This is a genomic window from Ruegeria sp. CG11 (assembly GCF_056537245.1).
This window is the reverse complement of record NZ_JBQFRE010000001.1, coordinates 509,284-535,140: the sequence shown is the minus strand read 5'-3', so window position 1 is coordinate 535,140 and position 25,857 is coordinate 509,284. Positions and strand designations below refer to the sequence as shown.

The 25,857-nt window shown below is 60.0% G+C and carries 25 protein-coding genes; 12 read left to right on the top strand and 13 right to left on the bottom strand.

What is annotated here, in order from left to right; genetic code table 11:
• Positions 1 to 19 precede the first annotated feature (19 nt).
• Positions 20 to 1,015 (bottom strand): hypothetical protein, encoded by a 996-nt coding sequence (locus ACR0KW_RS02630; RefSeq protein ID WP_480803610.1) that lies wholly within the window; start codon positions 1,013 to 1,015, stop codon positions 20 to 22.
• Positions 1,016 to 1,326: 311 nt separating this feature from the next.
• On the opposite strand from ACR0KW_RS02630, the gene ACR0KW_RS02625 reads away from it, so the two are divergent.
• Both ACR0KW_RS02625 and preA read left to right on the top strand, forming a co-directional pair.
• The gene (locus tag ACR0KW_RS02625; RefSeq protein ID WP_480803609.1) at positions 1,327 to 2,661 is read left to right on the top strand and encodes an NAD(P)-dependent oxidoreductase; all 1,335 of its coding nucleotides are present in this window, start codon (positions 1,327 to 1,329) and stop codon (positions 2,659 to 2,661) included.
• 45 nt (positions 2,662 to 2,706) lie between these two features.
• On the top strand, positions 2,707 to 4,011 hold the full coding sequence (preA, locus tag ACR0KW_RS02620; RefSeq protein WP_480803608.1) for an NAD-dependent dihydropyrimidine dehydrogenase subunit PreA: 1,305 nt from the start codon (positions 2,707 to 2,709) through the stop codon (positions 4,009 to 4,011).
• Positions 4,012 to 4,056: 45 nt separating this feature from the next.
• Here preA and ACR0KW_RS02615 read toward each other — a convergent pair whose 3' ends face one another.
• On the bottom strand, positions 4,057 to 4,665 hold the full coding sequence (locus tag ACR0KW_RS02615; protein WP_480803607.1) for a TetR family transcriptional regulator C-terminal domain-containing protein: 609 nt from the start codon (positions 4,663 to 4,665) through the stop codon (positions 4,057 to 4,059).
• A gap of 171 nt (positions 4,666 to 4,836) precedes the next feature.
• Between ACR0KW_RS02615 and ACR0KW_RS02610 the strand changes: the two genes are divergently transcribed.
• From ACR0KW_RS02610 to ACR0KW_RS02570, 9 genes are all read left to right on the top strand, one after another.
• The gene (locus ACR0KW_RS02610; RefSeq protein ID WP_480803606.1) at positions 4,837 to 6,087 is read left to right on the top strand and encodes a Zn-dependent hydrolase; all 1,251 of its coding nucleotides are present in this window, start codon (positions 4,837 to 4,839) and stop codon (positions 6,085 to 6,087) included.
• Between the two features lie 92 nt (positions 6,088 to 6,179).
• Positions 6,180 to 7,634 (top strand): dihydropyrimidinase, encoded by a 1,455-nt coding sequence (gene hydA, locus ACR0KW_RS02605; RefSeq protein WP_480803605.1) that lies wholly within the window; start codon positions 6,180 to 6,182, stop codon positions 7,632 to 7,634.
• A 56-nt stretch (positions 7,635 to 7,690) separates the two neighbouring features.
• Positions 7,691 to 8,485 (top strand): ABC transporter ATP-binding protein, encoded by a 795-nt coding sequence (locus ACR0KW_RS02600; protein ID WP_480803604.1) that lies wholly within the window; start codon positions 7,691 to 7,693, stop codon positions 8,483 to 8,485.
• Positions 8,478 to 9,410, top strand: a complete 933-nt coding sequence (locus tag ACR0KW_RS02595) for an ABC transporter permease (RefSeq protein ID WP_480442563.1) — start codon at positions 8,478 to 8,480, stop codon at positions 9,408 to 9,410. Before ACR0KW_RS02600 ends, ACR0KW_RS02595 begins: the two co-directional genes overlap by 8 nt.
• Positions 9,407 to 10,252, top strand: a complete 846-nt coding sequence (locus ACR0KW_RS02590; RefSeq protein WP_480803603.1) for an ABC transporter permease — start codon at positions 9,407 to 9,409, stop codon at positions 10,250 to 10,252. The genes ACR0KW_RS02595 and ACR0KW_RS02590 overlap by 4 nt, the downstream gene beginning before the upstream one ends.
• A 56-nt stretch (positions 10,253 to 10,308) precedes the next feature.
• On the top strand, positions 10,309 to 11,298 hold the full coding sequence (locus ACR0KW_RS02585; RefSeq protein ID WP_170441991.1) for an ABC transporter substrate-binding protein: 990 nt from the start codon (positions 10,309 to 10,311) through the stop codon (positions 11,296 to 11,298).
• 153 nt (positions 11,299 to 11,451) lie between these two features.
• Complete coding sequence (locus ACR0KW_RS02580) at positions 11,452 to 12,165, top strand: ABC transporter permease (protein ID WP_480803602.1); 714 nt, start codon at positions 11,452 to 11,454, stop codon at positions 12,163 to 12,165.
• Entirely contained in the window at positions 12,158 to 12,892 is a 735-nt protein-coding gene (locus ACR0KW_RS02575; protein ID WP_480803601.1) for an ATP-binding cassette domain-containing protein, read from the top strand. Before ACR0KW_RS02580 ends, ACR0KW_RS02575 begins: the two co-directional genes overlap by 8 nt.
• Positions 12,893 to 12,914: 22 nt before the next feature.
• Positions 12,915 to 13,730, top strand: coding sequence for an ABC transporter substrate-binding protein (locus ACR0KW_RS02570; RefSeq protein ID WP_480803600.1), 816 nt, complete (start codon positions 12,915 to 12,917; stop codon positions 13,728 to 13,730).
• A gap of 6 nt (positions 13,731 to 13,736) precedes the next feature.
• Here ACR0KW_RS02570 and ACR0KW_RS02565 read toward each other — a convergent pair whose 3' ends face one another.
• From ACR0KW_RS02565 to ACR0KW_RS02520, 10 genes are all read right to left on the bottom strand, one after another.
• Entirely contained in the window at positions 13,737 to 14,609 is an 873-nt protein-coding gene (locus ACR0KW_RS02565; RefSeq protein WP_480803599.1) for a substrate-binding domain-containing protein, read from the bottom strand.
• Complete coding sequence (locus tag ACR0KW_RS02560; RefSeq protein ID WP_302478164.1) at positions 14,610 to 14,735, bottom strand: hypothetical protein; 126 nt, start codon at positions 14,733 to 14,735, stop codon at positions 14,610 to 14,612.
• A complete protein-coding gene (locus tag ACR0KW_RS02555; RefSeq protein ID WP_480803598.1) occupies positions 14,732 to 16,009 on the bottom strand; it encodes a c-type cytochrome in 1,278 nt (425 codons plus the stop codon). The genes ACR0KW_RS02560 and ACR0KW_RS02555 overlap by 4 nt, the downstream gene beginning before the upstream one ends.
• The gene (locus ACR0KW_RS02550; protein WP_480803597.1) at positions 16,010 to 17,212 is read right to left on the bottom strand and encodes a formate dehydrogenase subunit gamma; all 1,203 of its coding nucleotides are present in this window, start codon (positions 17,210 to 17,212) and stop codon (positions 16,010 to 16,012) included.
• A 70-nt stretch (positions 17,213 to 17,282) separates the two neighbouring features.
• A complete protein-coding gene (fdh3B, locus tag ACR0KW_RS02545; protein ID WP_170324620.1) occupies positions 17,283 to 17,876 on the bottom strand; it encodes a formate dehydrogenase FDH3 subunit beta in 594 nt (197 codons plus the stop codon).
• Between the two features lie 11 nt (positions 17,877 to 17,887).
• On the bottom strand, positions 17,888 to 20,782 hold the full coding sequence (locus ACR0KW_RS02540; protein WP_480803596.1) for a formate dehydrogenase subunit alpha: 2,895 nt from the start codon (positions 20,780 to 20,782) through the stop codon (positions 17,888 to 17,890).
• 132 nt (positions 20,783 to 20,914) lie between these two features.
• Positions 20,915 to 21,103: a ubiquinol-cytochrome c reductase iron-sulfur subunit N-terminal domain-containing protein gene (locus ACR0KW_RS02535; protein ID WP_480803595.1), complete on the bottom strand. Its 189-nt coding sequence runs from the start codon at positions 21,101 to 21,103 to the stop codon at positions 20,915 to 20,917.
• Between the two features lie 58 nt (positions 21,104 to 21,161).
• Complete coding sequence (locus tag ACR0KW_RS02530; protein ID WP_480803594.1) at positions 21,162 to 21,773, bottom strand: TorD/DmsD family molecular chaperone; 612 nt, start codon at positions 21,771 to 21,773, stop codon at positions 21,162 to 21,164.
• A gap of 4 nt (positions 21,774 to 21,777) precedes the next feature.
• Positions 21,778 to 22,338: a DUF3306 domain-containing protein gene (locus ACR0KW_RS02525; RefSeq protein ID WP_480803593.1), complete on the bottom strand. Its 561-nt coding sequence runs from the start codon at positions 22,336 to 22,338 to the stop codon at positions 21,778 to 21,780.
• On the bottom strand, positions 22,335 to 22,889 hold the full coding sequence (locus tag ACR0KW_RS02520) for a DUF3305 domain-containing protein (RefSeq protein WP_480803592.1): 555 nt from the start codon (positions 22,887 to 22,889) through the stop codon (positions 22,335 to 22,337). Before ACR0KW_RS02520 ends, ACR0KW_RS02525 begins: the two co-directional genes overlap by 4 nt.
• A gap of 230 nt (positions 22,890 to 23,119) precedes the next feature.
• Here ACR0KW_RS02520 and ACR0KW_RS02515 point away from each other — a divergent pair, with 230 nt between their 5' ends.
• The gene (locus ACR0KW_RS02515; protein ID WP_480803591.1) at positions 23,120 to 25,072 is read left to right on the top strand and encodes a 4Fe-4S binding protein; all 1,953 of its coding nucleotides are present in this window, start codon (positions 23,120 to 23,122) and stop codon (positions 25,070 to 25,072) included.
• On the opposite strand, the gene ACR0KW_RS02510 is transcribed toward ACR0KW_RS02515, so the two are convergent.
• Positions 25,066 to 25,794 (bottom strand): c-type cytochrome, encoded by a 729-nt coding sequence (locus ACR0KW_RS02510; protein ID WP_480803590.1) that lies wholly within the window; start codon positions 25,792 to 25,794, stop codon positions 25,066 to 25,068. The two genes, ACR0KW_RS02515 and ACR0KW_RS02510, sit on opposite strands and share 7 nt — an antisense overlap.
• Positions 25,795 to 25,857: the final 63 nt, after the last annotated feature.

Below are 25,857 nucleotides of genomic sequence, written 5' to 3'. Positions count from 1 at the left end.
CGCGCGCACAACAATCCTGTCAGCGCATCCACAGGCCGTTGTTGCGGATCGTATTGCGAATGGCCTGTTCGCGCTGGGGCAAGTTTTCACGGTCGAACAGGTCGCGGATTTTGTGGCCCTTGCGCTGCAGAACCAGCTTTTTAATCGGCTCGTACCCTTTGAGCACCTTCTTGATCCGGTTCGGTGCCACGACGGTTTCAAGCACCTCGACCACGTGGTCGCTCTCACGTGCATAGAGCAGGGGGAACAGCCGATAGTGGCAGCTGACCGATCCGTCCAGCAAGCCCGGGGGCAGGGCATCACGGCCGCCGCCAAACGAATGGATGACAAGCGGCAGAGCGGCCTGGTCCAGCCAGGGGTCAAGGTTCTGCCCGGCCAGTTCAGGAATCTCCTCATCCCGGATCGTGCAGGCATAGTCCAGAAATCGCTCTCCGAACTTGCGCGGGCAGGAATAGAAGAAATAGCCCGCGTTGAAATACAGATACCGCCGCCAGTAATCCATCGGCTGGCTGGTGTCCTGAGAGCTTTCGAAATCCAGCCCGAAGCGATGGTACAGAGCATTCCAGATGCCATCGAAGCCCGGACCATAGAGCGTTGGCTTGGGCCATGTTCCCTCGACCTTTTGCGAGGCTCCGGGACGGTCGAAGTCAAACGGAACCGTGGTCAGGTCACCGGTGATCAGCGTGTCACTGTCAAAGAAGACGAACGGCTCGCCTTCGGGTACGGCCAGAAGGGCCTCGATCTTGTTGCCATAGGGATAGCTGTCGCCGAAGACGTGTGTGTCGAAAGGAAGTATCTCGGCATCCAATTGTCGCAAGGCTTTCAGTACGTCCTCGTTCCGGATGCTCGGGTCCTGACGCCAGCGCGGCCCAGGCTGTGGCACCGCCACAAACAGCCGCCCCTGAAAATTTGGTGAGCTGTGCCGCAGAGAGGCCGCAAACAGCAGAGCCTCGTATTGCAGCCGGTTGTTTTGCCCGATGATGACGATGTTGAACTTCGAAGGACTGGCCTGCATCAGGTGACTTTCACGTATCTGGCCGTCGTTCGGCACTGCTCGTTGTGTTTGACCTACAGCACGTTGCAAGGCCCGTCAAAACCAGATGCGGGGAATCTTTTGTTTCCATGCAACCAGAGGCCGTATCGGCACATCCCATGTGTTGCACGTTTTCAGAATGCAAGAAAAACAGGCGTATTTGCCTGTGAATCCCGGGCAATCCGCCTTGGATTTGCGGTTTTTGACGATTTTCTAAATTTTACCAATTGATAAAAAATCAGATTGTGGCAAGCTGAGAGCATAACAAACATATCTACACAGGGAGTAGAGCGATGGCACAGGGCCAGATTGCCCCCGGCATTGTCTCCGGGCGGCTTTCCAGCGATGAGCTGACCTCGAATTTTACCGATCTTCATCCGCCATTGGCTGCGCATGAGGCCGCTGTGGCCGCGGATCGGTGCTATTTCTGCTATGACGCGCCATGTGTGACGGCCTGTCCGACGGATATCGATATTCCGTTGTTCATGCGCCAGATTCAGGCCGGACAACCGGAGGCCGCGGGCGAGACCATTCTGGCGCAGAATATCTTGGGCGGCATGTGCGCCCGCGTTTGTCCGACCGAGACACTGTGTGAAGAAGCCTGCGTTCGCGAAACCGCCGAGGGTGCTCCGGTCGAGATTGGTCGCCTGCAGCGCTATGCGACGGACAGCGTAATGGCTGCAGGGGGCCACCCGTTCGAACGTGCCGCGCCGACCGGCAAAACCGTTGCCGTGATCGGGGCAGGGCCTGCGGGCCTGGCCTGCGCGCATCGTCTGGCGATGTTTGGGCATGACGTGGTGATCCACGAAAGCAAACCCAAACCGGGTGGTCTGAACGAGTACGGCATCGCCGCCTACAAATCGACCAATGACTTTGCGCAGGCCGAGGTGGATTGGCTGCTGAACATCGGTGGTATCACGATTGAGACCGGTTCAGTGCTGGGCGAGAGCGTCTCGCTGGACGGCCTGGTCGAAAACTACGACGCAGTATTCCTGTCCATCGGTCTGGCCGGGGTGAACGCCCTGCGTGCTGAAGGGGCTGAAAAGGACGGCGTGCGCTTTGCGGTCGACTTCATTTCGGATGTGCGTCAGGCATCTGATCTGGCGGACCTGCCGGTGGGTCGCAATGTTGTCGTCATCGGTGGCGGTATGACCGCCGTGGACGCGGCGGTGAAATCCAAGCTGCTGGGCGCCGAGCATGTGACCATCGCCTATCGGCGCGGCCGTGACGCGATGGGCGCCAGCCGGTACGAGCAGGACCTGGCAGCCTCGCATGGTGTGAAAATCATGACCAATGTGCAGCCCGTAGCTGTGCATGGAAACGGTGCGGCGGCCGAGATCGAATTGGAGTACACTACCAGCCACAACGGTCAGCTTTCGGGCACCGGAGAGATGATCCGCCTGCCTGCAGATCAGGTCCTCAAGGCGATCGGTCAGAAACTGGAAGGCGCGCCCGAGGGGCTGAAGCTGGACGGCAACAAGATCGCCGTGACGGAGGCTGGCCGTACCTCGCTGGCCGGTGTCTGGGCCGGGGGCGACTGCGCGGCAGGGGGCGAAGACCTGACCGTGACTGCCGTGGCCGAAGGCCGCGACGCCGCGATGGATATCCACGCGAGCCTGACTGCGTAAAACTCAAAGACAAAGATGCTGAATTGCATCAGGGAGGCCGGATAAATGGCTGATTTGAAAACGAACTTTCTGGGTATCGAAAGCCCGAATCCGTACTGGCTGGCCTCGGCGCCGCCGACTGACAAGGAATACAACGTCCGCCGCGCCTTTGAGGCCGGATGGGGCGGTGTTGTGTGGAAAACGCTGGGATCCGAGGGGCCTCCGGTCGTGAACGTGAATGGACCGCGCTATGGCGCGATCTATGGCGCTGATCGCCGGTTGCTGGGCCTGAACAACATCGAACTGATCACTGACCGCCCGCTTGAGGTGAACCTCGAGGAAATGGCGCGGGTCAAAGCCGACTACCCCGATCGCGCTCTGATCGCCTCGATAATGGTGCCGTGCGAGGAGGAGGCGTGGAAAGCCATCCTGCCGCGTGTGGCCGAGACCGGCGCGGATGGGATTGAGCTGAACTTCGGCTGCCCACACGGGATGAGCGAACGCGGCATGGGTTCGGCTGTGGGGCAGGTGCCGGAATATATCGAGATGGTCACCCGCTGGTGTAAGAAATACTATGACCGTCCGGTTATCGTGAAGCTGACGCCGAACATCACCGATATTCGTAAGCCTGCCGAAGCCGCCAAGAATGGTGGCGCGGATGCGGTGTCGCTGATCAACACCATCAACTCGATCACGAGCGTTAATCTGGACACTTTCAGCCCCGAGCCGTCGATTGATGGCAAGGGCAGCCACGGCGGCTATTGCGGTCCGGCGGTGAAGCCGATTGCCCTGTCGATGGTGTCCGAGATTTCGCGGGCGCAGGCCACGCATGGGCTGCCGATCTCGGGTATCGGTGGCGTGACCACATGGCGCGATGCGGCAGAGTTCATGGCATTGGGATGCGGCACCGTTCAGGTCTGCACCGCTGCTATGACCTATGGGTTCAAGATCATCGACGAACTGACGGCTGGCCTGTCCAAGTGGATGGACGAAAAAGGCTACAAGGACGTCTCGGAAATCGTCGGTCTGGCCGTTCCGAACGTCACCGATTGGCAGTATCTGAACCTGAACTACGTGGCCAAGGCCAAGATCGATCAAGACCAGTGCATCAAATGCGGTCGCTGCTATGCCGCCTGCGAAGACACCAGCCACCAAGCGATTTCGATGTCCGAAGACCGGGTGTTCGAGGTTATGGATGACGAATGCGTTGCCTGTAACCTTTGCGTGGATGTTTGCCCGGTCGATGGGTGCATCTCGATGGAGCAAATGGCGGCCGGAGAGGTCGATCCGCGCACTGGTTTGGAGGTGCAACCCGACTATGCCAACTGGACGACGCATCCGAACAATCCGATGGCAAAAGCCGCCGAGTAATTCGGAATACAGAAACAAGAAGGGGCCGGAATTCGGCCCCTTTTTCTATGGTGTCAGCAGTTTGCGATACAGCGTGTCAATAAAGGGCTCGGCACCCTCGAACGGGTCTTCGTCGCCCAGAATCGCGCGCACCTGCACATCAAAATCGGCATAGTGTTGCGTCAGCGCCCAGATCGAAAAGATCAGGTGGTACGGATGAACCTGCGCAATTTTGCCATCGTCCATCCATTGTTTCAGAATCGCGGTTTTTTCATCTACCAGCTGTTTCAGGTCCTGCGACAGCGCGTCGTGAATGCGTGGGGCACCTTGGACCAGTTCGTTGGCGAACAGACGGCTTTCACGCGGCAATTCACGGCTCATCTGCAGTTTGCGACGGATGTAAGAAAGGATTTCCTCCATCGGGTCGCCGGCCTCGTCCAAGTCGTGCAGCGGGGCTAGCCAGACGTCTAGCAGGCCGGACAACAGGGCAGTGTGAATCGCCTCTTTTGACGGGAAATAATACAGCAGGTTTGGTTTACTCAGCCCGGCTTCGGTTGCGATCTGATCAACGGTCGATCCGCGAAACCCGTGTGCCGAGAACACATTCAGGGCAGCGTCCAGAATCGCTGCTCGGTTTTTTTTCTGAATTCTGGTTGGGGCGCGGTCTTTGGGCATTTTCTCAGGCTGTCTCTTTTTCCGGCAAGCAGGCGCCGTTTATGCCAAAATTATCGACGGCGTCTCGCAATTTCTTGACTGATGACCAACCCGTGATAGCGTGAGTTTGACCAGATGGTCAAATCAAGACACCAAAAGCGAGCTAAATCGCAAGCAACAGGGAAGAAGAAAATGGCAGCTCCGGCGCAGAACCTCAGGATCAATGGCGACAGGTTGTGGGACAGTCTGATGGAGATGGCCAAGATCGGCCCCGGTGTGGCGGGCGGCAACAATCGCCAGACCCTGACGGATGAGGATGGCGAAGGGCGAGCGCTGTTTCAGAAATGGTGTGAGGATGCGGGTTGCACGATGGGGTTGGACCAGATGGGCAACATGTTTGCCCGCCGCGAGGGTACCGACCCCGAGGCACTGCCGGTCTATGTCGGCTCGCACCTGGATACGCAACCGACGGGCGGAAAGTATGACGGTGTGTTGGGGGTGCTGGGCGGATTGGAAGTTCTCCGCACTCTGAACGATCTGGGGATCAAGACCAAACATCCGATTGTGGCCACGAACTGGACCAACGAAGAGGGCACGCGCTATGCGCCAGCGATGTTGTCCTCAGGCGTGTTTGCTGGAGTGCACACTCAGGATTGGGCCTATGACCGCGAGGATGCCGAAGGCAAGAAATTCGGCGATGAGCTGCAGCGTATCGGCTGGCGCGGCGACGAAGAGGTTGGTGCCCGCAAGATGCACGCCTTTTTTGAGCTGCATATCGAACAAGGGCCGATCCTTGAGGCCGAGGGCAAGGATATCGGGGTTGTTACTCACGGGCAGGGCCTGAGCTGGACGCAGATCACGGTGACGGGCAAGGACGCCCATACCGGCTCGACCCCGATGCCAATGCGCAAGAATGCCGGGCTGGCGATGGCGCGGATTTTGGAAAAGGTGGACGAGATCGCGTGGTCACATGCGCCCCATGCCGTTGGTGCGGCTGGGCATATCGACGTCTATCCAAACTCGCGCAATGTGATCCCGGGCAAGGTGGTGTTCACGGTCGATTTCCGTTCGCCTGATTTGGATGTGATCACCGATATGGAGAACCGCCTGCGTGTCGCCGCCCATGAAATCATTGATGAGATGGGTCTGCAGATCGAGTTGGAGAAGGTCGGTGGTTTTGATCCGGTGAAATTCGACGATGGCTGCGTCGCCGCCGTGCGGGATGCGGCCGAGCGGCTGGGCTACTCGCATCGGGACATCATCTCGGGCGCCGGGCATGATGCGTGCTGGATCAACCGCGTGGCGCCGACCGCTATGGTCATGTGCCCGTGCGTGGACGGGCTGAGCCACAATGAGGCCGAGGATATCAGCAAGGAATGGGCTGCAGCCGGGGCGGATGTTCTGTTTCATGCAGTCGTCGAGATGGCGGAAATCGTGGAATAGGGGGCTCTGCCCCCGTCGCCCTCTGGGCGACTCCCCCGGGATATTTTTGGCCAGATGAAGCAAGCGGCGCAGACCGCATCAGGGAGATTAAAATGAGCACTGTTATCAAGAACGGGACCGTCGTGACCGCCGATCTGTCTTACAAGGCGGATGTTTTGGTGGAAGATGGGGTGATCACCGAGATCGGGATGGATCTGAAAGGTGACAAGGAACTGGATGCGACCGGGTGCTATGTCATGCCGGGCGGGATCGACCCGCACACCCATTTGGAAATGCCCTTCATGGGCACTTATTCCAGCGATGATTTTGAAAGCGGTACGCGTGCGGCACTGGCCGGGGGCACCACAATGGTGGTGGATTTCGCACTGCCAAACCCCGGTGAGGGTCTTCTGGATGCGCTGAAACGCTGGGACAACAAATCGACGCGGGCGAATTGCGACTACTCATTTCACATGGCGGTGACATGGTGGGGCGAGCAGGTGTTCGACGACATCAAGACAGTGATCGAGACGCGCGGCATCAACACGTTCAAGCACTTTATGGCCTATAAAGGCGCGCTGATGGTGAACGATGACGAGCTTTTTGCCTCGTTCAAGCGTCTGGCCGAGTTGGGCGGTATTGCCATGGTTCATGCCGAGAATGGTGACGTGGTGGCCGAGTTGCAGGCCAAGCTGATGGCCGAAGGCAACACCGGCCCCGAAGCGCATGCCTATTCGCGCCCGCCGCAGGTGGAAGGTGAGGCCACCAACCGCGCCATCATGATCGCCGACATGGCGGGTGTGCCGCTTTACGTGGTGCATACGTCCTGCGAAGAGGCGCATGAGGCCATTCGCCGGGCCAAGATGAACGGCAAACGGGTGTGGGGGGAACCCCTGATCCAGCACCTGACATTGGATGAGAGCGAGTATTTCCACCAGGATTGGGATCACGCGGCGCGGCGGGTCATGAGCCCTCCGTTCCGGAACAAGCAGCACCAGGACAGTCTGTGGAATGGCCTTCACTCGGGTACTCTGAGCGTAGTGGCGACCGACCATTGTGCCTTTACGACTGAGCAGAAGCGCTATGGCGTGGGGGATTTCACCAAGATTCCGAATGGCACGGGCGGTTTGGAAGACCGGATGCCGATGCTGTGGACCCATGGCGTGAACACCGGACGGCTGACCATGAACGAGTTCGTTGCAGTGACGTCAACAAACATCGCCAAGATCATGAATTGCTATCCGAAAAAGGGTGCGATCCTTGTCGGCGCAGATGCGGATATCGTGGTGTGGGATCCGGAAAAGACCAAGACGATCAGTGCGGACACACAGCAATCGTCGATCGACTACAACGTGTTCGAGGGCAAAGAAGTCAAAGGTCTGCCGCGCTTTACCCTGACACGTGGTCAGGTGGCGGTGCATGACGGTGAAGTTCGCACTCAGGAAGGGCATGGTGAGTTTGTTGCGCGCGAACCCAACGGCCACGTGAACAAGGCGCTGAGCACCTGGAAAGAGCTGACCGCGCCGCGGCCGGTCGAGCGGACGGGTATCCCGGCGACGGGCGTCTGATTGTGCGCGGGTCGTCCCCTGGGCGGCCCAAAGCCCAACCTTTTCAAGGCAATGGAATGAATACTGAAAGCACTACCCAGCCCGTGATCGAGGCAAGGCAACTGGACCTTACTTTCCAAACCAATGATGGACCGGTCCACGCGCTGAAAGACGTAAATCTGACCATCGAAAAAGGCGAGTTCGTCAGCTTCATCGGCCCTTCGGGCTGCGGCAAGACCACTTTTCTGCGCTGTATCGCGGCGCTGGAAACACCAACCGGAGGGGCCCTGACCGTCAATGGCATGACCCCGGACGAGGCACGGCGGAACCGGGCCTATGGGTACGTGTTTCAGGCGGCAGGTCTGTATCCGTGGCGGACCATTGCCAAGAACATCAAACTGCCGCTTGAGATCATGGGCTATTCGTCTGCCGAACAGGAAGAGCGGGTGAGCAAGGTTCTGGAACTTGTTGATCTTGCAGGGTTTGGTGGCAAGTTCCCGTGGCAGCTGTCGGGCGGGATGCAGCAACGGGCCAGTATCGCGCGGGCGCTAGCGTTCGATGCCGATATCCTGTTGATGGACGAACCCTTTGGGGCGCTGGATGAGATCGTGCGCGACCACCTGAACGAACAGCTTTTGGCGCTGTGGGCGCGGACGGGCAAGACCATCGGCTTTGTGACCCACTCGATCCCCGAAGCGGTGTATCTCAGCACCAAGATTGTGGTTATGAGCCCTCGACCCGGGCGGATTACGGATGTGATCGATAGCCCTCTGCCGAAGGAACGCCCGTTGGATATCCGTGACACGCCTGAGTTCATCGAAGTTGCCCATCGCGTGCGCGAGGGCTTACGGGCGGGGCATTCGGATGACTAGTGCCAGTATCAGAGCTGTTTGCGCTGTCCTCACTGTTGTTGGCGTCATAATTCTGTTCTGGTACGCCGCCAGCGTGCCAATGAACATCAAAGGCGTGCTGAACGAATTCGAACGGGCAGGCGAGCAGGTTGATCCTCCCAAGGCGGTGGACCGGCGTGACATGAGCGAGATTGAGCTGGTCATCGACAACCCTTACGCCATCGACGAAACATGGGAGCAGGAGCGACCGCGTCTGCCTGCTCCACATCAGGTAGCCGAGGAGTTGTGGGACACAACGGTTGAGAAGAAGATTACCTCGAAAAGGTCTTTGATCTATCACTCTTGGGTAACACTCAGCGCGACGATGCTGGGTTTTGCGATTGGCACCGGGCTGGGCATTTTGCTGGCCGTGGGGATTGTGCATAGCCGCGTGATGGACTTGTCTGTGATGCCTTGGGCCATCGTCAGCCAGACCATTCCGATAATCGCACTGGCACCAATGATCATCGTGGTTTTGTACTCGGTAGGGATTCAAGGGATCATTCCCAAGGCCATCATCTCGGCCTATCTGAGCTTTTTCCCGGTCGTGGTTGGAATGGTCAAAGGCCTACGCAGCCCCGATGCGATGCAACTGGACCTGCTGCGGACCTATAACGCCAGCCGGTCCCAGGGATTCTGGAAGCTGCGTTTGCCTGCGTCGATGCCGTACCTGTTCACCTCGCTGAAGATCGGTATCGCGGCCTCGCTGGTCGGAGCCATCGTAGGTGAATTGCCAACAGGGGCGGTCGCAGGTTTGGGCGCGCGTCTGCTGGCGGGCAGCTATTACGGTCAGACGGTGCAAATCTGGTCGGCGCTGTTTGCCGCAGCCATTTTGGCAGCCTGTCTGGTCGGATTGCTGGGATTGGTCGAGCGGACAGTTCTTAAGCGGATGGGGATGGCGCAATGACCCTTGTTTTTTGTGCAATCCTTCTGTGGCTTTTCGGCTGGTGGTTAAACAGTCGCTTGGCCAGCGGTCCTTATGCCGATACGCGGATGGTGCGGTTCGTGGCACCGCTGGTGTTCGGTCTGACCGTGATCGGCATCTGGGAGCTGGTGGTGCGGGGGCTTGAAGTGCCCTTGGTCATCTTGCCAGCACCCTCTGTGATCGCGGTGCGCTTTGGCGACAGCCTGCCGGTGCTGTGGGTCGATTTCGTGCAGACCATCATCAAAGGTGCGCTCAGTGGCTACATCATTGGCTGCGGAGCGGCTTTCTTAATGGCGATTGCCGTAGACCGCTGGGATTTCCTGCGCCTCGGGTTGCTGCCGGTGGGGAACTTCGTAGCGGCGCTGCCGATTGTGGGCACGGCGCCCATTCTGGTGATGTGGTTCGGGTTCGACTGGCACTCCAAAGCGGCCGTCGTCGTGGTGATGGTCTTCTTCCCGATGCTGGTGAACACTGTGGCGGGTTTGCGAGAGGCCACGGCCATGCAGCGCGACCTGATGGAGACCTACGCGGCGACATACTGGCAGAGTTTCCTTAAACTCCGCCTGCCAGCTGCGATGCCGTTTATTTTCAATGGCCTAAAGATTTCTACCACTCTGGCGCTGATCGGCGCTATCGTGGCCGAGTTCTTTGGTTCGCCAACCTTGGGCATGGGGTTCCGGATCTCGACCAGCGTCGGACAACTCTCGCTGGACATGGTCTGGGCCGAGATCGTCGTGGCCGCATTGGCCGGGACGGCGTTTTATGGGTTGGTCGCCATGATCGAGAAAGCGGTGACGTTCTGGCACCCGTCGCAAAGAGGATAACAAAACTTCAACAGACCCCGAAAACGGGGCACCAACAACAACTAGGAGATATGAAGATGAACAAGCTACTCAGCGGGGCGGTTGCCGCCTTCAGTCTGGCAGCCAGCGCGGCGCTGGCGGCGGATGAGGTGACATTGCAGCTCAAATGGGTCACGCAGGCGCAGTTCGCGGGCTACTACGTGGCCAAGGACAAGGGGTTCTACGAAGAAGAAGGGCTGGACGTCACCATTCTGCCGGGTGGCCCTGATATCGCGCCGACGCAGGTCATTGCAGGTGGTGGTGCCGATGTGACCGTTGAGTGGATGCCTGCGGCGCTGGCCGCGCGCGAAAAGGGTCTGCCGCTGGTCAACATCGCGCAGCCGTTCAAAAGCTCGGGCATGATGCTGACTTGCTGGAAGGACGCCGGGATTTCCTCACCCGAGGATCTGAAGAACCGCACGCTGGGCGTCTGGTTTTTTGGCAATGAATTTCCGTTCATGAGCTGGATGAGCCAGCTGGGCATCGACACCGGTGGCAAAAGCGAAAGCGGTGTCGAGGTTCTGAAGCAGGGCTTCAACGTCGATCCTCTGCTGCAGCGTCAGGCTGATTGCATCAGCACCATGACCTATAACGAATACTGGCAGGTGATCGACGCAGGCGTAAACCCCGATGAACTGGTGACCTTCAAGTACGAAGATCAGGGCGTCGCCACGCTGGAAGACGGTCTTTATGTGCTGGAGGAAAACCTCAGCGATGCCGCCTTCACCGACAAGATGGAACGTTTTGTTCGCGCCTCGATGAAAGGCTGGAAATACGCCGAGGAGAACCCGGACGAGGCCGCAGATATCGTGCTGGAAAACGATGCCACCGGTGCCCAAACGGAAGAGCATCAGAAACGCATGATGGGTGAGATCGCCAAACTGACCGCCGGTTCGAACGGCGCGCTGGACCCGGCGGATTTCGAACGCACTGTTGGCACTCTGCTGGCTGGTGGTTCCGATCCGGTGATCACCAAGCAGCCCGAGGGCGCGTGGACGCACCAGATCACGGATGCGGCTCTGAACTGATCCCTCCTTAATCCTTGAACATGCGCGGTCCCAATCGGGGCCGCGTTTTCTTTTTGATATGTCGGAAACGTGTCTGTACTTGGTGTGCAGTCAGGCTAGTATTATCCTGTAATCAGACGCATTTCATACGAAATGCCGATCAACAGGAAAAAAATGCAGGGATTTGCATCAGAATTCAATTCAGCCTTGTCTCTGATCCTCCAAGGGGATGCAGAGCTGTGGGCGATTGTGCTGTTGTCCCTGAAAGTTTCGATCTTTGCAGTGCTTATATCCGCTCTGATCGGGATGCCGGTCGGGGCCGCGCTGGCGGTTGCGCGGTTTCCGGGGCGGCGGGCTGTAATCGTGCTGATGAACGCCCTGATGGGGTTCCCACCGGTTGTTGTGGGCTTGCTGGTCTATCTGATGCTGTCGCGCTCGGGGCCGTTGGGTGTTCTTGAACTGCTCTATACGCCTACCGCGATGATCATTGCGCAGGTAGTGCTGGTCACACCCATTATCGCTGCGCTGACCCGGCAAGTGGTCGAGATGCTAGCCGAGGAATATTCGGAACAGTTGCGCTCGTTGGGCGTGTCGCGACTGGCCTCGGTACCGGTGCTGCTGTGGGATGCGCGGCTGGCGCTGGTGACCGCATTGCTGGCTGGGTTTGGCCGCGCCATTGCCGAAGTCGGGGCGGTGATCATTGTGGGCGGCAATATCAACCATGTGACCAGAGTGATGACGACGACCATCGCGCTTGAGACGTCCAAAGGCAATCTAGCGCTAGCCTTGGCGCTGGGGGCTATCCTGATCGGGATTGCCATAGCCGTGAATGCCATGGTCAGCACGCTCAGCCTGCGGGCCGAGCAGGAGGGGTTGCGCCATGCGTGATCTGGTCCATGAAATGGCTAGCTGTCTATCGGTCGACGGGGTGCGGATCACCCGCAAAGGCAAGGCATTGCTGGATGTACAGCACCTGTCGCTAGATGGGCCGGGGCCGACGCTGATCCTTGGGCCGAACGGGTCGGGCAAAAGTCTGCTGTTGCGCTGCCTGCATGGGCTGATCATGCCCGATCGCGGGCAGGTCCGGCAGGACGGAGTGGTCCTGAATGCCGAACACAAAGCGCGTCAAGCGATGGTGTTTCAGCAGCCTGTGTTGCTGCGCCGGTCGGTAGCGGCCAATCTGGACTTTGTGCTGAAGCGGCAGGGTCTGCCCCGCAGCACCCGCAAAGCCCGTATCGAGGAATTGCTGGCCGAAGGCGGGTTGGACGGCAAGGCCCGGCAATCCGCGCGGTCCCTGTCCGGGGGTGAGGCGCAACGGTTGGCGATCCTGCGCGCTCTCGCCTTGGACCCCGAAACGCTGTTTCTGGACGAACCAACCAGTGCGCTTGACCCAAGTGCGACGCAGATGATCGAACGGATGATCCTGCGCGCCTCGACCCGCGGTGTGCGTATTGTCATGGTCACGCATGACATCGGGCAGGCTCGGCGGTTGGCCGCCGATATCGTGATGATGCAGGGTGGCCATGTGGTTGAACATGGGGCCGCCAAACAGATACTGGATGCCCCCGAAAGTGACGCGTCGCGTCGGTATTTGGCCGGTGGGCTGGTGACTTAATCAAAATAATACGGAGATCGAAATGATCCGGAATATTGTTCGGGCAGCATTGGTAACTCTTGGCCTGACGGCAACGTCGGTCAGCGCCGAAGAGCCGTTCATCGTCGTGCAATCGACCACATCAACCCAAAACTCGGGCCTGTTGGATTACATCCTGCCGGGGTTTGAGGCAGAGACGGGCATTGACGTTCGTGTCGTCGCGGTTGGCACCGGGCAGGCGATCCGCAACGCGATCAACGGGGATGGTGACGTATTGTTGGTGCACGCCAAAGACGCAGAAGAGAAGTTCGTCGCGGATGGTTGGGGCGTTGAACGGTTTGACGTCATGTACAATGACTTCGTCCTGGTCGGGCCGAAATCGGACCCGGCCAAGATTAAGGGCGGCGCGGATATCGTGACGGCCCTGAGTGCTGTTGCCGAGGCCGAAGCGCCCTTTGCCTCTCGCGGGGATGACAGCGGCACCCACAAGGCCGAGATGCGCCTGTGGGGTGCTGCCGGTTCCGATCCGACCGAGGCGTCGGGCGAATGGTACCGAGAGACAGGCTCGGGCATGGGGGCGACACTCAATGTGGCCAGCGGAATGGACGCCTACGTGCTGACGGATCGCGCTACGTGGCAGTCCTTTGGGAACAAAGGCAAACTCGAAGTTCTGGTCGAAGGCGACCCGCGTCTGTTCAACCAATACGGTGTCATCCTTGTGAACCCCGAAAAGCACCCACGTGTGCGGGCTGCGGCAGGGCAGAGGTTCATCGACTGGCTGACTGGTCCGGACGGGCAGGCGGCGATCGAGTCCTATAAGTTGGAAGGCCAGCAGCTGTTTTTCCCCAACGCCAAGTAACCGAGGCTAACCGCTTGCGCCGTTGTGGTGGATCGTGCCCAGACCGGACAGATCATATCCACCAAATTCGGCGGCGCGGGTGGCAAAGCGGTCCGATTGAACGAAGCCAAGCAGTTTGAGCATCGGGTCATCGAAATAGGCCCGGCGCCAGATCGCAAGGTCCAGACGTTCGGAATGGGTCGGGGTAAAGCCCAGATCATAAAGGCCTGCCAAAGCACCCAGTCCGAACCCGGCCTCGGCCTTGCTGTCATGCAGGGCGATGGCCAGTTCCTCTTCGGTGCGGGCGCAGGTTGGCAGGGCGTCCAGATCCTCGCGCGCCAGGCCATGGGCCTTGAGCTGTGCGTCGAACAGCCGTTGGCTGGCGGCGCTGTCCTGCCGCAGGATCACCCGGCGCCCTTTAAGATCGGAAAAGCCCGCGATGTCCGTGACACCGGGCGCCAGCAGCAACCCGCGCTGCCGTTGCACGATTTCATACAGGACAACCGGGGCCTCACCCAGATTGTCGCGCAGGGCCTGCGTGTTGAACCCATCGTCTTCGTGGATATGCAATGCGGCGGCCTGCGCTGTGCGGTCCTTCAGGCGGGTCAAGCCGTCGAACGAGCCATCGTAATAGGTGGCCAGACCCGAACCACTTTCGCGCAAGGCCCAGTCCAGCAGCGGGTCGTGGCTGCCGGCAACAATCGGGGGCAAGGGCGGTTCGGCCACCTGCGGCCCCGAACGTGAGGCATTCAGCCAGGCAATGACCTCGGCGCGGGGAAACAGCAGTTTGCCCATGGCGCGGACGCAGGGGACCTCGCCGGAAGAAGCCAGATCATAGGCTTTACGCTCGCCAATGCGCAGCAGGTCGGCCAGTTCTTTGGTTGTCAGATATTCGGACATTCAGTCGAGCCGCACCGCCGCACCAGAGCCCGCATCCGCGGCGCTAAATCCGATCTGTTGCAAAGTGAAAGGCGCGGCAACGGTGATTACGACCATTGCGGCCACAGCGGCAAGAAAGGCTTTCATTGGTCTCCTCCGGTTTCGTTTTCTGGTGCCGTCGCACGGCGCAGAAAGGCGATCAGATCGTCGCGGTCGCTGGCCTGTGTAATCCGCTGCATCGGCATCTTTGACCCCGGTATGTAGTGATCTGGCCCCTGATCGAAAAGGGCGTTTATCGTTCCGTCATTCCAAATGATATCAGAGTCTTGCAGCGTGTCCGAGTAGAAATATCCCGGCAGCGTACCAGCCTTGCGCCCAAAGATACCATACAGGGTCGGACCTGCGCGCCTTTGCCCATCAGGATTCAGGCTGTGACAGATCGAGCATTTGCGGGCGAACTGGCGTTCCCCGTTGCTCATCTCGTCGGGGTTCTTCAGAAAACTGGGCTCGGCGGCGGTCATCTGCGCCTGATCGCCAAGCGCGGTGACGGGCCAACTGTACATCGCCTCGTCAAGACCGCCTGCGTGCAGATTCTGGCCGTCGGCAGAAAAGGCCAGCGCCCAGACCGGTCCGCGCAGGGTGGCGCGGAAATCCTGCGCGATACGCCATTCGGCGGTGTCGATCACCATGATGTATCCCTGACCATCACCTACAGCCAACAGGCTGCGACCCGGGCTGAGCGCCAATGCCAGAATAGGGCGGCGGTCGAGGGTAAAGTCACGCACCTCCCCGGTGGTCAGGTCCAGAATGCGGGTGACGCCGTCCACCGCGCCATAGGCGATCCAATTGTCGCTGGCGTTCAGAACCAGTTCATTGATCCCAAATCCGTGTTCGATCAGCCGCTGGGTTTCCTGGCCGCTGGCCACATCCCACACCCTCAGGGTTCCATCCATGCCCGCCGAATACAGCGTCGAACCATCCGGGGAAAACGTCACGGCGTTCACGCCGCTGCCCGCCTCAAGCACTTGCGGGGCCGAGCCATCCTCGGGCCACAGCCCTATGGTGCCGTCCCAACTGGCGGTGGCCACATGGGTTTTCGAGGCCGCAAGCCCCACGATCTTACCCTTGTGCTGGCCGACAATGGCCCCGCCCGGCCACCGGCGCAGGGTGAAATCATCTCCGGCCGAATAGATCGCCCGACCGTTGAAGGCAACAGAGTTGACCGCAGCCTCGTGCCCCTCCAACCATTCTGGCTTGCGGTCAGACCACAGGCCGACGGAGTTGTCGAAACTCGCCGTGGCGATCCGGCCGTCGGGCGCAGCGGCGATCCCCATGATTGGCCCACCGTGACCTTTGAGTGTAAAGAACTCGGCCAAAGCGGGCAGGGGAACCAGCGCCAGTGCCAGAGCCAGCCAGCGCATCTATTCAGCGGGAGAGGCCGCAGCCTTGTCGGCCTCTTTGTCCTGCACCTCTTCCAGCCATAGCGAATGGTGCTCGCGCGCCCATTGCTCTTCAACCTCGCCCGTGCCCATCGCATCAAACGCGCCTTCCATGCCGACCGAGCCGAGATAGATATGGGCGATGATGATAGCGATGAACACATAGGCGACCATCACGTGCCAGACCTGCGCGTATTGCATCTCTTCCTGTGGCGACATCTGCGTTGGCAGGTTCAGGCCGAACATCTGTGGTATGCCGGTGGAATTGGCGATCTCGAAGGTTTTGGCAAACATCGGCAGTTCAAACGGGAACAGCAAGGACAGCCCCGACAAGCTGATCGAGACGCCCAGCAGGATGCAGGCCCAGAAGATCACTTTTTGGCCCGCGTTGAATTTTTTGGCGGGCGGGTGGCTGCCTTTGGTGAACAGTCCACCTCCTGCGGCCAACCACTTCAGGTCGATGCGGTTGGGGATGTTGTGTGCGATCCAGTTCACGGTGACGATGACCAGCCCCAGCATGAAGGACCAGGCCAGATTGTTGTGCAGCCATTTGCAGCCTTGGGCGATGGTCGCAAATCCTTCCTTGCCGAAGATCGGGATCAGGAAGTCACGGCCATAGAGAGTAAGCAACCCGGTCACCCCGAGCACCAGAAAAGACCCGGCGAACAGCCAGTGACCGAACCGTTCAAAGCCATTGAAACGGGTGACGGTGCGACCGGTTTTCTCTCCGTCGATGCGGATTTTCCCGCGGATCAGGAAGAACAGAATGATGATGGCGACCATCCCGCCCAAAATGTATGTGCCGTATTCGCGTAGTGGCCCGGTGCGGAAGTTCAGCCACCACATGCCACCATCCTGAATCAGAACACCCGCTGCGGGTCCTTTGGAGGAAACGGTGGTATCCGCCGAGCCATATCGTATGGCGCGGTAAACATCGCTATCGGAGGCAACGCCGCGTGTGCCCAGTTGCCCCAGCAGGCCCTCGGCATTCCCCTGACCGGTGTTTTCCGAGCGATAGCTGTTGTCCACTTTCTCACCGCGTTGCCGCGCGAGGATGTCCTCAAGCGTGGTCGCGCCCCCGGTTTGGGCTCGTTCTTCGGTTGTGGCTTCTGCTTCGGTAGACTGCGCCAGGGCGGCGCCGGTTAACCCCAGGGTGAACAGGAATGCGATGAATAAGCGGAACATCTGAACCTCGGTCAAAATTCCAAAGCAGGCGACCCGCATGGGCGGGTCACCTGTTTTTTATACAGACGGATCAGCCGTCTTTCTGGTCGTAAGCCGTGCCCCAGCCCCACGCGCCCGAGCCAAACCCGCGCGCGACGACACGCTCGCGGTAGATGGCCGAGACCACGTCGCCGTCACCGGCAAGCAGGGCTTTGGTGGAACACATCTCGGCGCAGAGGGGCAGTTTGCCCTCGGCGATCCGGTTGCGACCATATTTGGCAAACTCTGCGGTCGAGTGCGTTTCCTCAGGGCCGCCAGCGCAGAAGGTACATTTGTCCATCTTGCCGCGCGATCCGAAGTTACCCGCCTGCGGGTATTGCGGCGCGCCGAATGGGCACGCGTAGAAGCAATAGCCGCAGCCAATGCACAGGTCCTTGGAGTGCAGGACGACCCCTTCTTCGTTCTGATAGAAGCAGTCGACCGGGCACACCGCCATGCAAGGCGCATCCGAACAATGCATACAGGCCACCGAGATCGAGCGTTCGCCCGGGTTGCCGTCATTGATCGTCACCACCCTGCGGCGGTTGATGCCCCATGGAACCTCGTGCTCGTTCTTGCACGCGGTGACGCAGGCGTTGCACTCGATGCAGCGTTCAGCGTCGCAGAGAAACTTTGCTCTAGCCATTATCGTCCTCCTTACGCTGCCGAGATTTTGCAGAGAGTCGCTTTGGTCTCCTGCATCTGGGTTACTGAATCGTAGCCATAGGTCTGGGCGGTGTTGGAACTTTCACCCAAGACATAAGGATCGGCTCCTGCGGGGTATTTGTGCCGCAGGTCTTCACCTTGGAAATGGCCGCCAAAGTGGAACGGCATGAAGGCCACGCCGGCACCGACCCTGTTGGTCAGCATCGCCATCACCTTGACCTTGCCGCCTTCAGGACCTTCGACCCAGACCTGTGATCCGTCGCGGATACCAAGGTTGTTGGCATCGCGCGGATTGATCTCGACGAACATGTCTTGCTGCAGCTCGGCCAGCCACGGGTTCGACCGAGTTTCTTCGCCTCCACCTTCATATTCGACCAGACGACCGGACGTCAGGATTATCGGGTAATCCTTTGAAAAGTCGTTCTTTTGAATCGAAGCATAAAGGGTGGGCAGACGATAGGCCTGACGGTCCTCGTAGGTCGGATAGTCCTCCACCAGATCGCGCCGGTTGGTATAGAGCGGTTCGCGATGCAGTGGGATCGGATCCGGGAAGGTCCAGACGACCGCGCGGGCCTTTGCGTTCCCGAAGGGCGCGCAGCCATGCTCGATCGCAACCCGCTGGATGCCGCCCGACAGGTCGGTTTTCCAGTTGGTCTCTGGTCCCGCAACGGCGTCGATGGCCGCACGTTCCTCTGCCGTCAGGTCGCCGTCCCAACCAAGGTCCATCAGCATCTGCATCGTGAATTCGGGATAACCATCCTGAATTTCCGACCCTGCACTATAGACCCCTTCGGCCAGCAGGTTGTCGCCGTCACGTTCCACACCAAAGCGAGCGCGGAAGGTCAGGCCGCCTTCGGCCACCGGTTTGGACATGTCATAGAGGTTTGGTGTCCCTGTATGACCCATTTCCGGCGTTCCCCAGCAGGGCCAGGGCAGGCCGTAGTACTCACCGTCGTTTGGTCCACCAATGGCTTGCAGCGTGGTTCTATCGAATGTGTGCTGGTTGGCCATGTGGCTTTTCAGACGTTCTGGCGACTGACCGGTATAGCCGATGGTCCAAAGGCCCCTGTTGAACTCGCGCGTGATGCTTTCAACATTGGGGGTTTCCGGGTCGTCCATCTCGATATTGCGGAACAGCCGATCCGCCCAGCCGAACTTGTTGGCGAATTTGGCCATGATGACCTCGTCCGGCAGGCTTTCGAACAGCGGTTCGACCACCTTGTCGCGCCACTGCAACGAACGGTTCGACGCCGTGACCGAGCCACGGGTTTCGAACTGCGTACACGCGGGCAACAGGTAGACGCCATCGGTGCGGTCATGCAGAACGGCCGAGACGGTGGGATACGGGTCGATCACGACCAGCATGTCCAGCTTCTCCATCGCCGTCTTCATCTCCGGACCCCGCGTTTGCGAGTTCGGAGCGTGACCCCACAGAACCATGGCGCGGACGTTGTTGTCCTGATCCATGTTGGCCGGGTCTTCCAAAACACCGTCGATCCAACGAGACACCGGGATGCCGCGCTCGTTCTGCAGCGACTTGTCCTTGCCGTCCTTGTCCTTGATCGTGGCGAACTGGCCTGCGAGCCATTCGGAATCTTCGCCCCAGACACGGCCCCAGTGGCCCCATGCCCCTTTGGACAGGCCGTAGTAGCCGGGCAGGGTGTGGGACAGAACACCAAGGTCCGTCGCGCCCTGCACGTTGTCATGGCCGCGGAAGATGTTGGTGCCACCCCCCGAGGTGCCCATGTTGCCCAAGGCAAGTTGGAGCACACAGTAGGCGCGGGTGTTGTTGTTGCCATTGGTGTGCTGTGTGCCGCCCATACACCAGATCACGGTGCCGGGACGGTTGTTGGCCATGGTGCGGGCCACGCGGCGCAGTTGCGAGCCGGGTGTTCCGGTGACGCGTTCGACCTCATCCGGGTTCCATTTGCGGACTTCATCCCGGATCTGGTCCATGCCCCAGACACGGGTGCGGATGAACTCTTTATCCTCCCAGCCGTTGTCGAAGATGTGCCACAGGATTCCCCAGATCAAAGCAACGTCTGTGCCGGGGCGAAATCGGACATATTCATCCGCATGGGCTGCAGTGCGCGTAAAACGCGGGTCGCAGACGATCAGCGGCGCGTTGTTCTGCTCTTTTGCGCGCAGAACGTGCAGCAGCGAGACAGGGTGTGCCTCGGCCGGGTTGCCGCCGATGATGAAGATGGCCCGAGAGTTATGGATGTCATTGTACGAGTTGGTCATGGCGCCGTAGCCCCATGTATTCGCGACACCCGCAACTGTGGTTGAGTGGCAGATACGGGCCTGATGGTCCACGTTGTTCGTGCCCCAGTAGGCGGCGAACTTGCGGAACAGATAGGCTTGTTCGTTGTTATGCTTCGCCGAACCCAGCCAGTAAACGCTATCCGGCCCGGATTCCTCGCGGATGCTCATCATGCCGTCGCCGATCTCGTTGATCGCCTCTTCCCAGCTGATGCGCTTCCACTCGCCGCCTTCCTTTTTCATCGGGTATTTCAGGCGACGTTCGCCGTGGGCGTGCTCGCGAACCGAGGCCCCCTTGGCGCAGTGTGCACCCAGGTTGAACGGGCTGTCCCAACCGGGTTCCTGCCCGATCCAGACGCCGTTCTGCACTTCGGCGACAACGGTACAGCCGACCGAACAGTGGGTGCATACGGATTTGATATTCTCAACGGCGGTGTTGGCCGCTGTTTGGGCGCTGGCTGGCGTCACGGTTCCACCCGTGGCGCTGATCGCGGCGAGGCCGCCGATCGTCAGGCCCGAGCCACGCAGGAATGCGCGGCGATCGACGGTTTTCTCGCCGATTTGGGACAGGATACTTGTCCGCTGGGGGCGTCTCGCAACCCCGTTGGTCTTTTTCCTTAGCATTGGTTTCCTCCCTTGCTCGCCATGTAAGCCATGGCTGGCTTGGTACTTCTGCTGCCGACGTCAGGGCCAATCGCAACCGTCAGTCGGGTGGTGACAACGTCCGGGCGGTGTGCCGGGCGTGGTCGAGGCGGCTTAGAAGCGCGCGCTATCCAGGTACGCGCGGGTATGCGCGGTGTCCTGCATCCGGGTTTCGTCCGTTGGCAACTCGTCTGCCTCGGCTTTCCCGGTCAGGGTGGCGGCGGCAACGGCAGCAGGCGCTGCGGTTCCGGCCAGTTTGAGGAAGTCGCGGCGCGTGGCGCCTTCTTCCTTGGTCTTGCTCATGGGCTCCTCCTTTCCCATTTGCGATTTAGCGCCAATTCGAGCGCTGGCGAGTGGCGGGTTATACCGCCGTCATTCGGAACGCCTCCCGCTCTATCTCCATGAATACCCGACCGGCGGTGCCGACGGATGCATAGAGAACCGAGTTTTCAGCAGCTTCCAAATCCGAATAGAAATGCGTGGCCCAGGGGCCGATATGCTTGTTCCAGAACGCTTTCTGATCCTCGAGCGAAGCGGGCGCGCCAAAGCGGCCTACAATCATGCCCGCCATCATCTCCATCAGCGAGGCGATGTTGTCTTCGGGTTCGAACACGTTCTGCGCCCGCGTGATGCCGCGTGCAGCCATGTCGTTGCGCAGCTGGGCCAGAGGTTTCTCGTTCAGGAAGCCGGTCAGGTAGAAACTGGCATAGGGCAGCAACTCACCGCGTCCCAACCCGATGAACAAAGCGTTGAACTCACGTTCCGCCGCCTCGGGTTTGGTCACCTTTGCCACCCGCGCCATGGCCTGAATGGCCTGACCCAAGTCGGTCTCATCCCCGGTCAGACCGGCCACCTGATCCAGCAGCAACTGATCCGGCGGTGCTGCCAGCATCAGTCCGAGGAAGTTGTAGAAATCCGCGCGCAGACGATCCTCGGCCGAAACATCTAGATTTTGCGCGTTGTTTGCGGCCATGGGGTTATCCTTCAAACTCGAATTTCATGCGGCGTGGGGTGGGGGGCAGGTCGACCTCTTCGGGGTCTTCTGCCTCGGCTGTCACAACCGGTTCGGGCGTCGGTTCATCAATCACTTCTGGCTCCGGTTCTTCGGTGACGGGATCAGGCTCACTCTCTTCGGTCTCTGCTGCCAAGGCTTCGATATGGGCCAACATACCCTTGCCGACCTGATAGGCGGTGGGGATGTTTTCGATCACGCAGGCAGCGTCGGTATAGTCCTCGCCATAATCAACCAGCCCGTCCACATTGGCCAACACGGGGTTCAGCCGCCACAACCTCCGCAGCGCGCGTCGGCGCAGACGGTCGGGCACCGCCTTGGCCATGAAGCCCGAGACGTCATCTCCGGCCTGCAACTGATCGGGGTCGGGCAGGTTGAACTCGGCCAGTATCTCGGCATCCGGCTTTTCGTCCAACTCGGCCTGCTGCACAGCGAGGGCCTGTTCTTCAGCCGCGATAACTTCAGCCTCAGCCTCGGCCTGAACAGCGGCCTTGCGGCGGGACCAGAAATCGCGGGCTTGCGTCATTGCACGATCCTCCGCGGGGCGCGGTAGACGTCCGAGGCCTGACGGATACGGGCATCGCCCTTGCCGTCCTCGACCAGATCCGTCCGCTTCTTGTCGCGGCGGCGTTTGACGAAAACCTCATCGCAGTGATGTTCCAGTGCGAAATCCCGGACCCAGGCGATCAGCCCTTCGGTCATCGGGATTTTTTCGACAATCTCTTCCCCGGTATCCGCGTAATCCTGCCCCTCGAACGGGGACGCCGTGACCAGCACCGCATCCATAGGCCGTTCTCCATCCAGAGCATCACGCAGAACAAGGTAAATCGAGGGCTGGCCGTCTGAGAGGTTGACCATGTAGGCCTCGGTCTCATCGGCCCATAACGTAAGCGGGAGGGTCGCCGCGTGATACTCCACGGCTTCACCCTCGCGGCGCAGTTCCTGCCAGTCGGCAGGTCCAGCACCGGGCAAAACGGCAACTGCGCGCCAGTTCCATTTCGCCCAGCGGGTTACACCGGGTGTTTTGCGCACGACGACGCCGATTGGCATTTCAATCTGGCTTGCGGCCTTCGCCACTTAGTCCTCCCCGGAAGGCTCTCCCCTGCCTTCCATTGCGTCCACTATGGTACACAATCTGGCTTTGTGCCAAGCCTGAACTGCTCCGAATGGACGCAATCACCGATTGTTTATGAGTCTGCGCCATTTCATGGACCCCGTACGCAGGTAGTTTGACCTGCGGGGATTGCCACTTTTTGCAGACACCCTAATCTGAACCAGGAAGGGAAGGACGTCCGGGAGGGGAGGCCATGGGCACAAAAATTCTGCTATGTGACTGCGCGGGGACGCAGGATCTGGACGCCGAGAAAATGGCGTCGTCCTGCGGTACTGTGTGTTCCCGGGTTCATACGGCCCTGTGTACTTCAGAGCTGGAAACTGCGGCCTCGCTAATGCAGGACGGGGACACCGTGATTGCCTGCGGGCAGGAGCAGGAGGTGTTCCGCGCGCTTGCCGAAGAGCTGAATATCGAAGCGCCGGGGTTTGTGGATCTGCGCGACCGGGCCGGTTGGTCCGACCAGGGCGCGGATGCAACGCCCAAGATGGCCGCGCTGGCCGCCGAGGCGATGCTGCCGCAACCGATCACACCCAGCGTGGACGTCTTCAGCGAGGGCACCTGTTTCATCATCGGACCGGGGGAGCTGTGTTTTGATCTGGCCGAACGTCTGGCAACGACGCTGGCGGTTACGGTGCTGGTCACAGATGACGCCCAGCCGATCTCGCGGGTCTTTGACGTGGTACGCGGGCGGGTACGGTCGCTGACCGGTGCGCTGGGCGGGTTCTCGCTGCGGCTGGACGCCCTGCAACAGATCGAACCTGGCGGGCGCGGTGCGTTTGTCTGGTCTGCCCCTCGCGACGGTGCGAAATCAGCTTGTGATATCGTGATTGACCTGACTGGGGGAACACCGTTTGTGCAAGCCCCCGCCAAGCGTGAGGGGTATTTGCGCGCCGATCCCATGGATGCAGTCGCAGTCGAACGACTGGCCTTCGAGGCGGTGCAACTGGTCGGGACCTTCGAAAAACCGCTCTATGTGCGGATGGAAGAGACGCTCTGCGCTCATTCCCGCGCAGAACAGATGGCCTGCACCAACTGTCTGGATATCTGCCCGACGGGTGCGATCACTCCGGCTGGCGAGCATGTGACCATCGACCCAATGATCTGCGCCGGGTGCGGCGAATGCGCGGCAGTGTGCCCGTCGACCGCGATCACTTACGAAGACCCACCGGTCTCGGCCCTGCTATCTCGAATGCATATACTGGCGCGCACCTATCGGCGTGCCGGAGGCACCACACCCCGGTTGCTGGTGCATGACGCCCACGAGGCCGAGATGATCCGGCTGGCCGCCCGGTTCGGGCGCGGCCTGCCTGCGGATGTCGTTCCGCTGGAGTTGAACGTGATCTCGGGCTTTGGCCATGCCGAGATGTTGGCCGCACTGGCGCACGGCTTTGCGCGGGTCGATGTGCTGCTGGCTCCGACCACCGAACGCGACGCGCTAGTCCGGGAACTTGAACTGGCGCAGGCGATTGCCGGGCCGGGCAAGGTGGGGCTGATGGATGAAGCCGACCCGGACGCGATGGCGGATCTGCTATACGCGCAGGACGTCCCGCCACCGCTGGCCGATCCGGTGCTGCCCTTGGGCAACCGCAGACAAATTGCGCGACTATCGGCGCAGGCGCTGAACCCGCAGGCGGAGGCTCCTTTGCCCTTGCCCGAAAACGCGCCTTACGGGGCGGTGGCGGTGAATACGGATGCCTGTACGCTGTGCCTCAGCTGCGTCTCTCTCTGCCCGTCGGGGGCTTTGGTTGATAACCCGGACATGCCGCAACTGAACTTCCAGCAGGACGCCTGTCTGCAATGCGGACTGTGCAAGGGTATCTGCCCCGAGGACGCGATTACGCTGGTCCCGCAGCTTGACCTCAGCGATGCGGCCCTGTCTCAGCAGGTGCTGAATGAAGAGGAACCCTTTGCCTGTGTCGAATGCGGCGCCCTGTTTGGCGTGAAATCCACTATCGAGCGGATCATGGAGAAACTCGCAGGAACGCATCCGATGTTTGCCACCTCGGACAAGGCGCGGATGATCCAGATGTGCGACAATTGCCGTGTGAACGCGCAGTTCCAGCAGCAGGACAACCCGTTCCAGTCCAATCCCAAGCCCAAGGTGGTTACGACCGAGGACTATTTCTCAAAACGCAAGGATCACTGAAGCTGTAGTGGCGCACCCAGATCAGCCGCCTTGATGACCGAGACGAATGCAAGGATGGCGTCCAGGTCTTCCAATGTCATTTCGACCGGATGAATGGGCGAGGGGCGCGCGGGATCAAAAGGCGGGGTCAGCCCGTCGATTTGGGTGAAGGCGGGGTGGGGGTTCAGCGCAAAGAACGCCTCGAACCGTTCCGACCAGTCTGGCATTGCGCGCAGCACGGCAAAAGAGGGGGTCGAGCCCAATCCGTTCATGCGGTTCTTTGGTCCGATCACGTGGCAGCGTCCGCAATGGGTCATCGACAGTTCCTCGCCTCGGGCGGTGTCACCGTCGATCATCGTGTCGGTTTGCGCCGCTGTGACCTCGAAACGGGCAGAGAAGGGCGCGCCGTGTTCAGGGGTAAAGCTTTCGACCGTGTTCTTGCCGATATCGGACAACAGCCAGTCGCGGAACCGTTCGTGTCTGGCGTCGCCTTCGATCCGCAGGTGATAGATCACTCCGTCGCGGGTAAAGACCGGATCGCCCGGCGGCTCGGTTTCCAGCACTAAAACACCCCCATCATCCGCAATAACGCGTATCCCGGTCTTGAGAGAGAAGCGTGGAAGGATATGTTGCAACAGACCAGAGTCTTTCACATCGGCCGGGGCGGCCAAACCCAATGCCTCCTGCGACCAAGAGGGACTGGCAGAGAGCGTCAGGCTCAGGCACAAGAGGACAAAGCGCATGGCCCAGCCTAACGGTCCGGCCCCGAATGCGTCAAATGAACTGAACTAGACGGAGACACGTGC

Excerpts from the sequence above, each read along its gene's own strand:
- ACR0KW_RS02630 (WP_480803610.1), bottom strand. The coding sequence starts at position 1,015 with ATGCAGGCCAGTCCTTCGAAGTTCAACATCGTCATCATCGGGCAAAAC.
- ACR0KW_RS02625 (WP_480803609.1), top strand. The coding sequence starts at position 1,327 with ATGGCACAGGGCCAGATTGCCCCCGGCATTGTCTCCGGGCGGCTTTCC.
- preA (WP_480803608.1), top strand. The coding sequence starts at position 2,707 with ATGGCTGATTTGAAAACGAACTTTCTGGGTATCGAAAGCCCGAATCCG.
- ACR0KW_RS02615 (WP_480803607.1), bottom strand. The coding sequence starts at position 4,665 with ATGCCCAAAGACCGCGCCCCAACCAGAATTCAGAAAAAAAACCGAGCA.
- ACR0KW_RS02610 (WP_480803606.1), top strand. The coding sequence starts at position 4,837 with ATGGCAGCTCCGGCGCAGAACCTCAGGATCAATGGCGACAGGTTGTGG.
- hydA (WP_480803605.1), top strand. The coding sequence starts at position 6,180 with ATGAGCACTGTTATCAAGAACGGGACCGTCGTGACCGCCGATCTGTCT.
- ACR0KW_RS02600 (WP_480803604.1), top strand. The coding sequence starts at position 7,691 with ATGAATACTGAAAGCACTACCCAGCCCGTGATCGAGGCAAGGCAACTG.
- ACR0KW_RS02595 (WP_480442563.1), top strand. The coding sequence starts at position 8,478 with ATGACTAGTGCCAGTATCAGAGCTGTTTGCGCTGTCCTCACTGTTGTT.
- ACR0KW_RS02590 (WP_480803603.1), top strand. The coding sequence starts at position 9,407 with ATGACCCTTGTTTTTTGTGCAATCCTTCTGTGGCTTTTCGGCTGGTGG.
- ACR0KW_RS02585 (WP_170441991.1), top strand. The coding sequence starts at position 10,309 with ATGAACAAGCTACTCAGCGGGGCGGTTGCCGCCTTCAGTCTGGCAGCC.
- ACR0KW_RS02580 (WP_480803602.1), top strand. The coding sequence starts at position 11,452 with ATGCAGGGATTTGCATCAGAATTCAATTCAGCCTTGTCTCTGATCCTC.
- ACR0KW_RS02575 (WP_480803601.1), top strand. The coding sequence starts at position 12,158 with ATGCGTGATCTGGTCCATGAAATGGCTAGCTGTCTATCGGTCGACGGG.
- ACR0KW_RS02570 (WP_480803600.1), top strand. The coding sequence starts at position 12,915 with ATGATCCGGAATATTGTTCGGGCAGCATTGGTAACTCTTGGCCTGACG.
- ACR0KW_RS02565 (WP_480803599.1), bottom strand. The coding sequence starts at position 14,609 with ATGTCCGAATATCTGACAACCAAAGAACTGGCCGACCTGCTGCGCATT.
- ACR0KW_RS02560 (WP_302478164.1), bottom strand. The coding sequence starts at position 14,735 with ATGAAAGCCTTTCTTGCCGCTGTGGCCGCAATGGTCGTAATCACCGTT.
- ACR0KW_RS02555 (WP_480803598.1), bottom strand. The coding sequence starts at position 16,009 with ATGCGCTGGCTGGCTCTGGCACTGGCGCTGGTTCCCCTGCCCGCTTTG.
- ACR0KW_RS02550 (WP_480803597.1), bottom strand. The coding sequence starts at position 17,212 with ATGTTCCGCTTATTCATCGCATTCCTGTTCACCCTGGGGTTAACCGGC.
- fdh3B (WP_170324620.1), bottom strand. The coding sequence starts at position 17,876 with ATGGCTAGAGCAAAGTTTCTCTGCGACGCTGAACGCTGCATCGAGTGC.
- ACR0KW_RS02540 (WP_480803596.1), bottom strand. The coding sequence starts at position 20,782 with ATGCTAAGGAAAAAGACCAACGGGGTTGCGAGACGCCCCCAGCGGACA.
- ACR0KW_RS02535 (WP_480803595.1), bottom strand. The coding sequence starts at position 21,103 with ATGAGCAAGACCAAGGAAGAAGGCGCCACGCGCCGCGACTTCCTCAAA.
- ACR0KW_RS02530 (WP_480803594.1), bottom strand. The coding sequence starts at position 21,773 with ATGGCCGCAAACAACGCGCAAAATCTAGATGTTTCGGCCGAGGATCGT.
- ACR0KW_RS02525 (WP_480803593.1), bottom strand. The coding sequence starts at position 22,338 with ATGACGCAAGCCCGCGATTTCTGGTCCCGCCGCAAGGCCGCTGTTCAG.
- ACR0KW_RS02515 (WP_480803591.1), top strand. The coding sequence starts at position 23,120 with ATGGGCACAAAAATTCTGCTATGTGACTGCGCGGGGACGCAGGATCTG.
- ACR0KW_RS02510 (WP_480803590.1), bottom strand. The coding sequence starts at position 25,794 with ATGCGCTTTGTCCTCTTGTGCCTGAGCCTGACGCTCTCTGCCAGTCCC.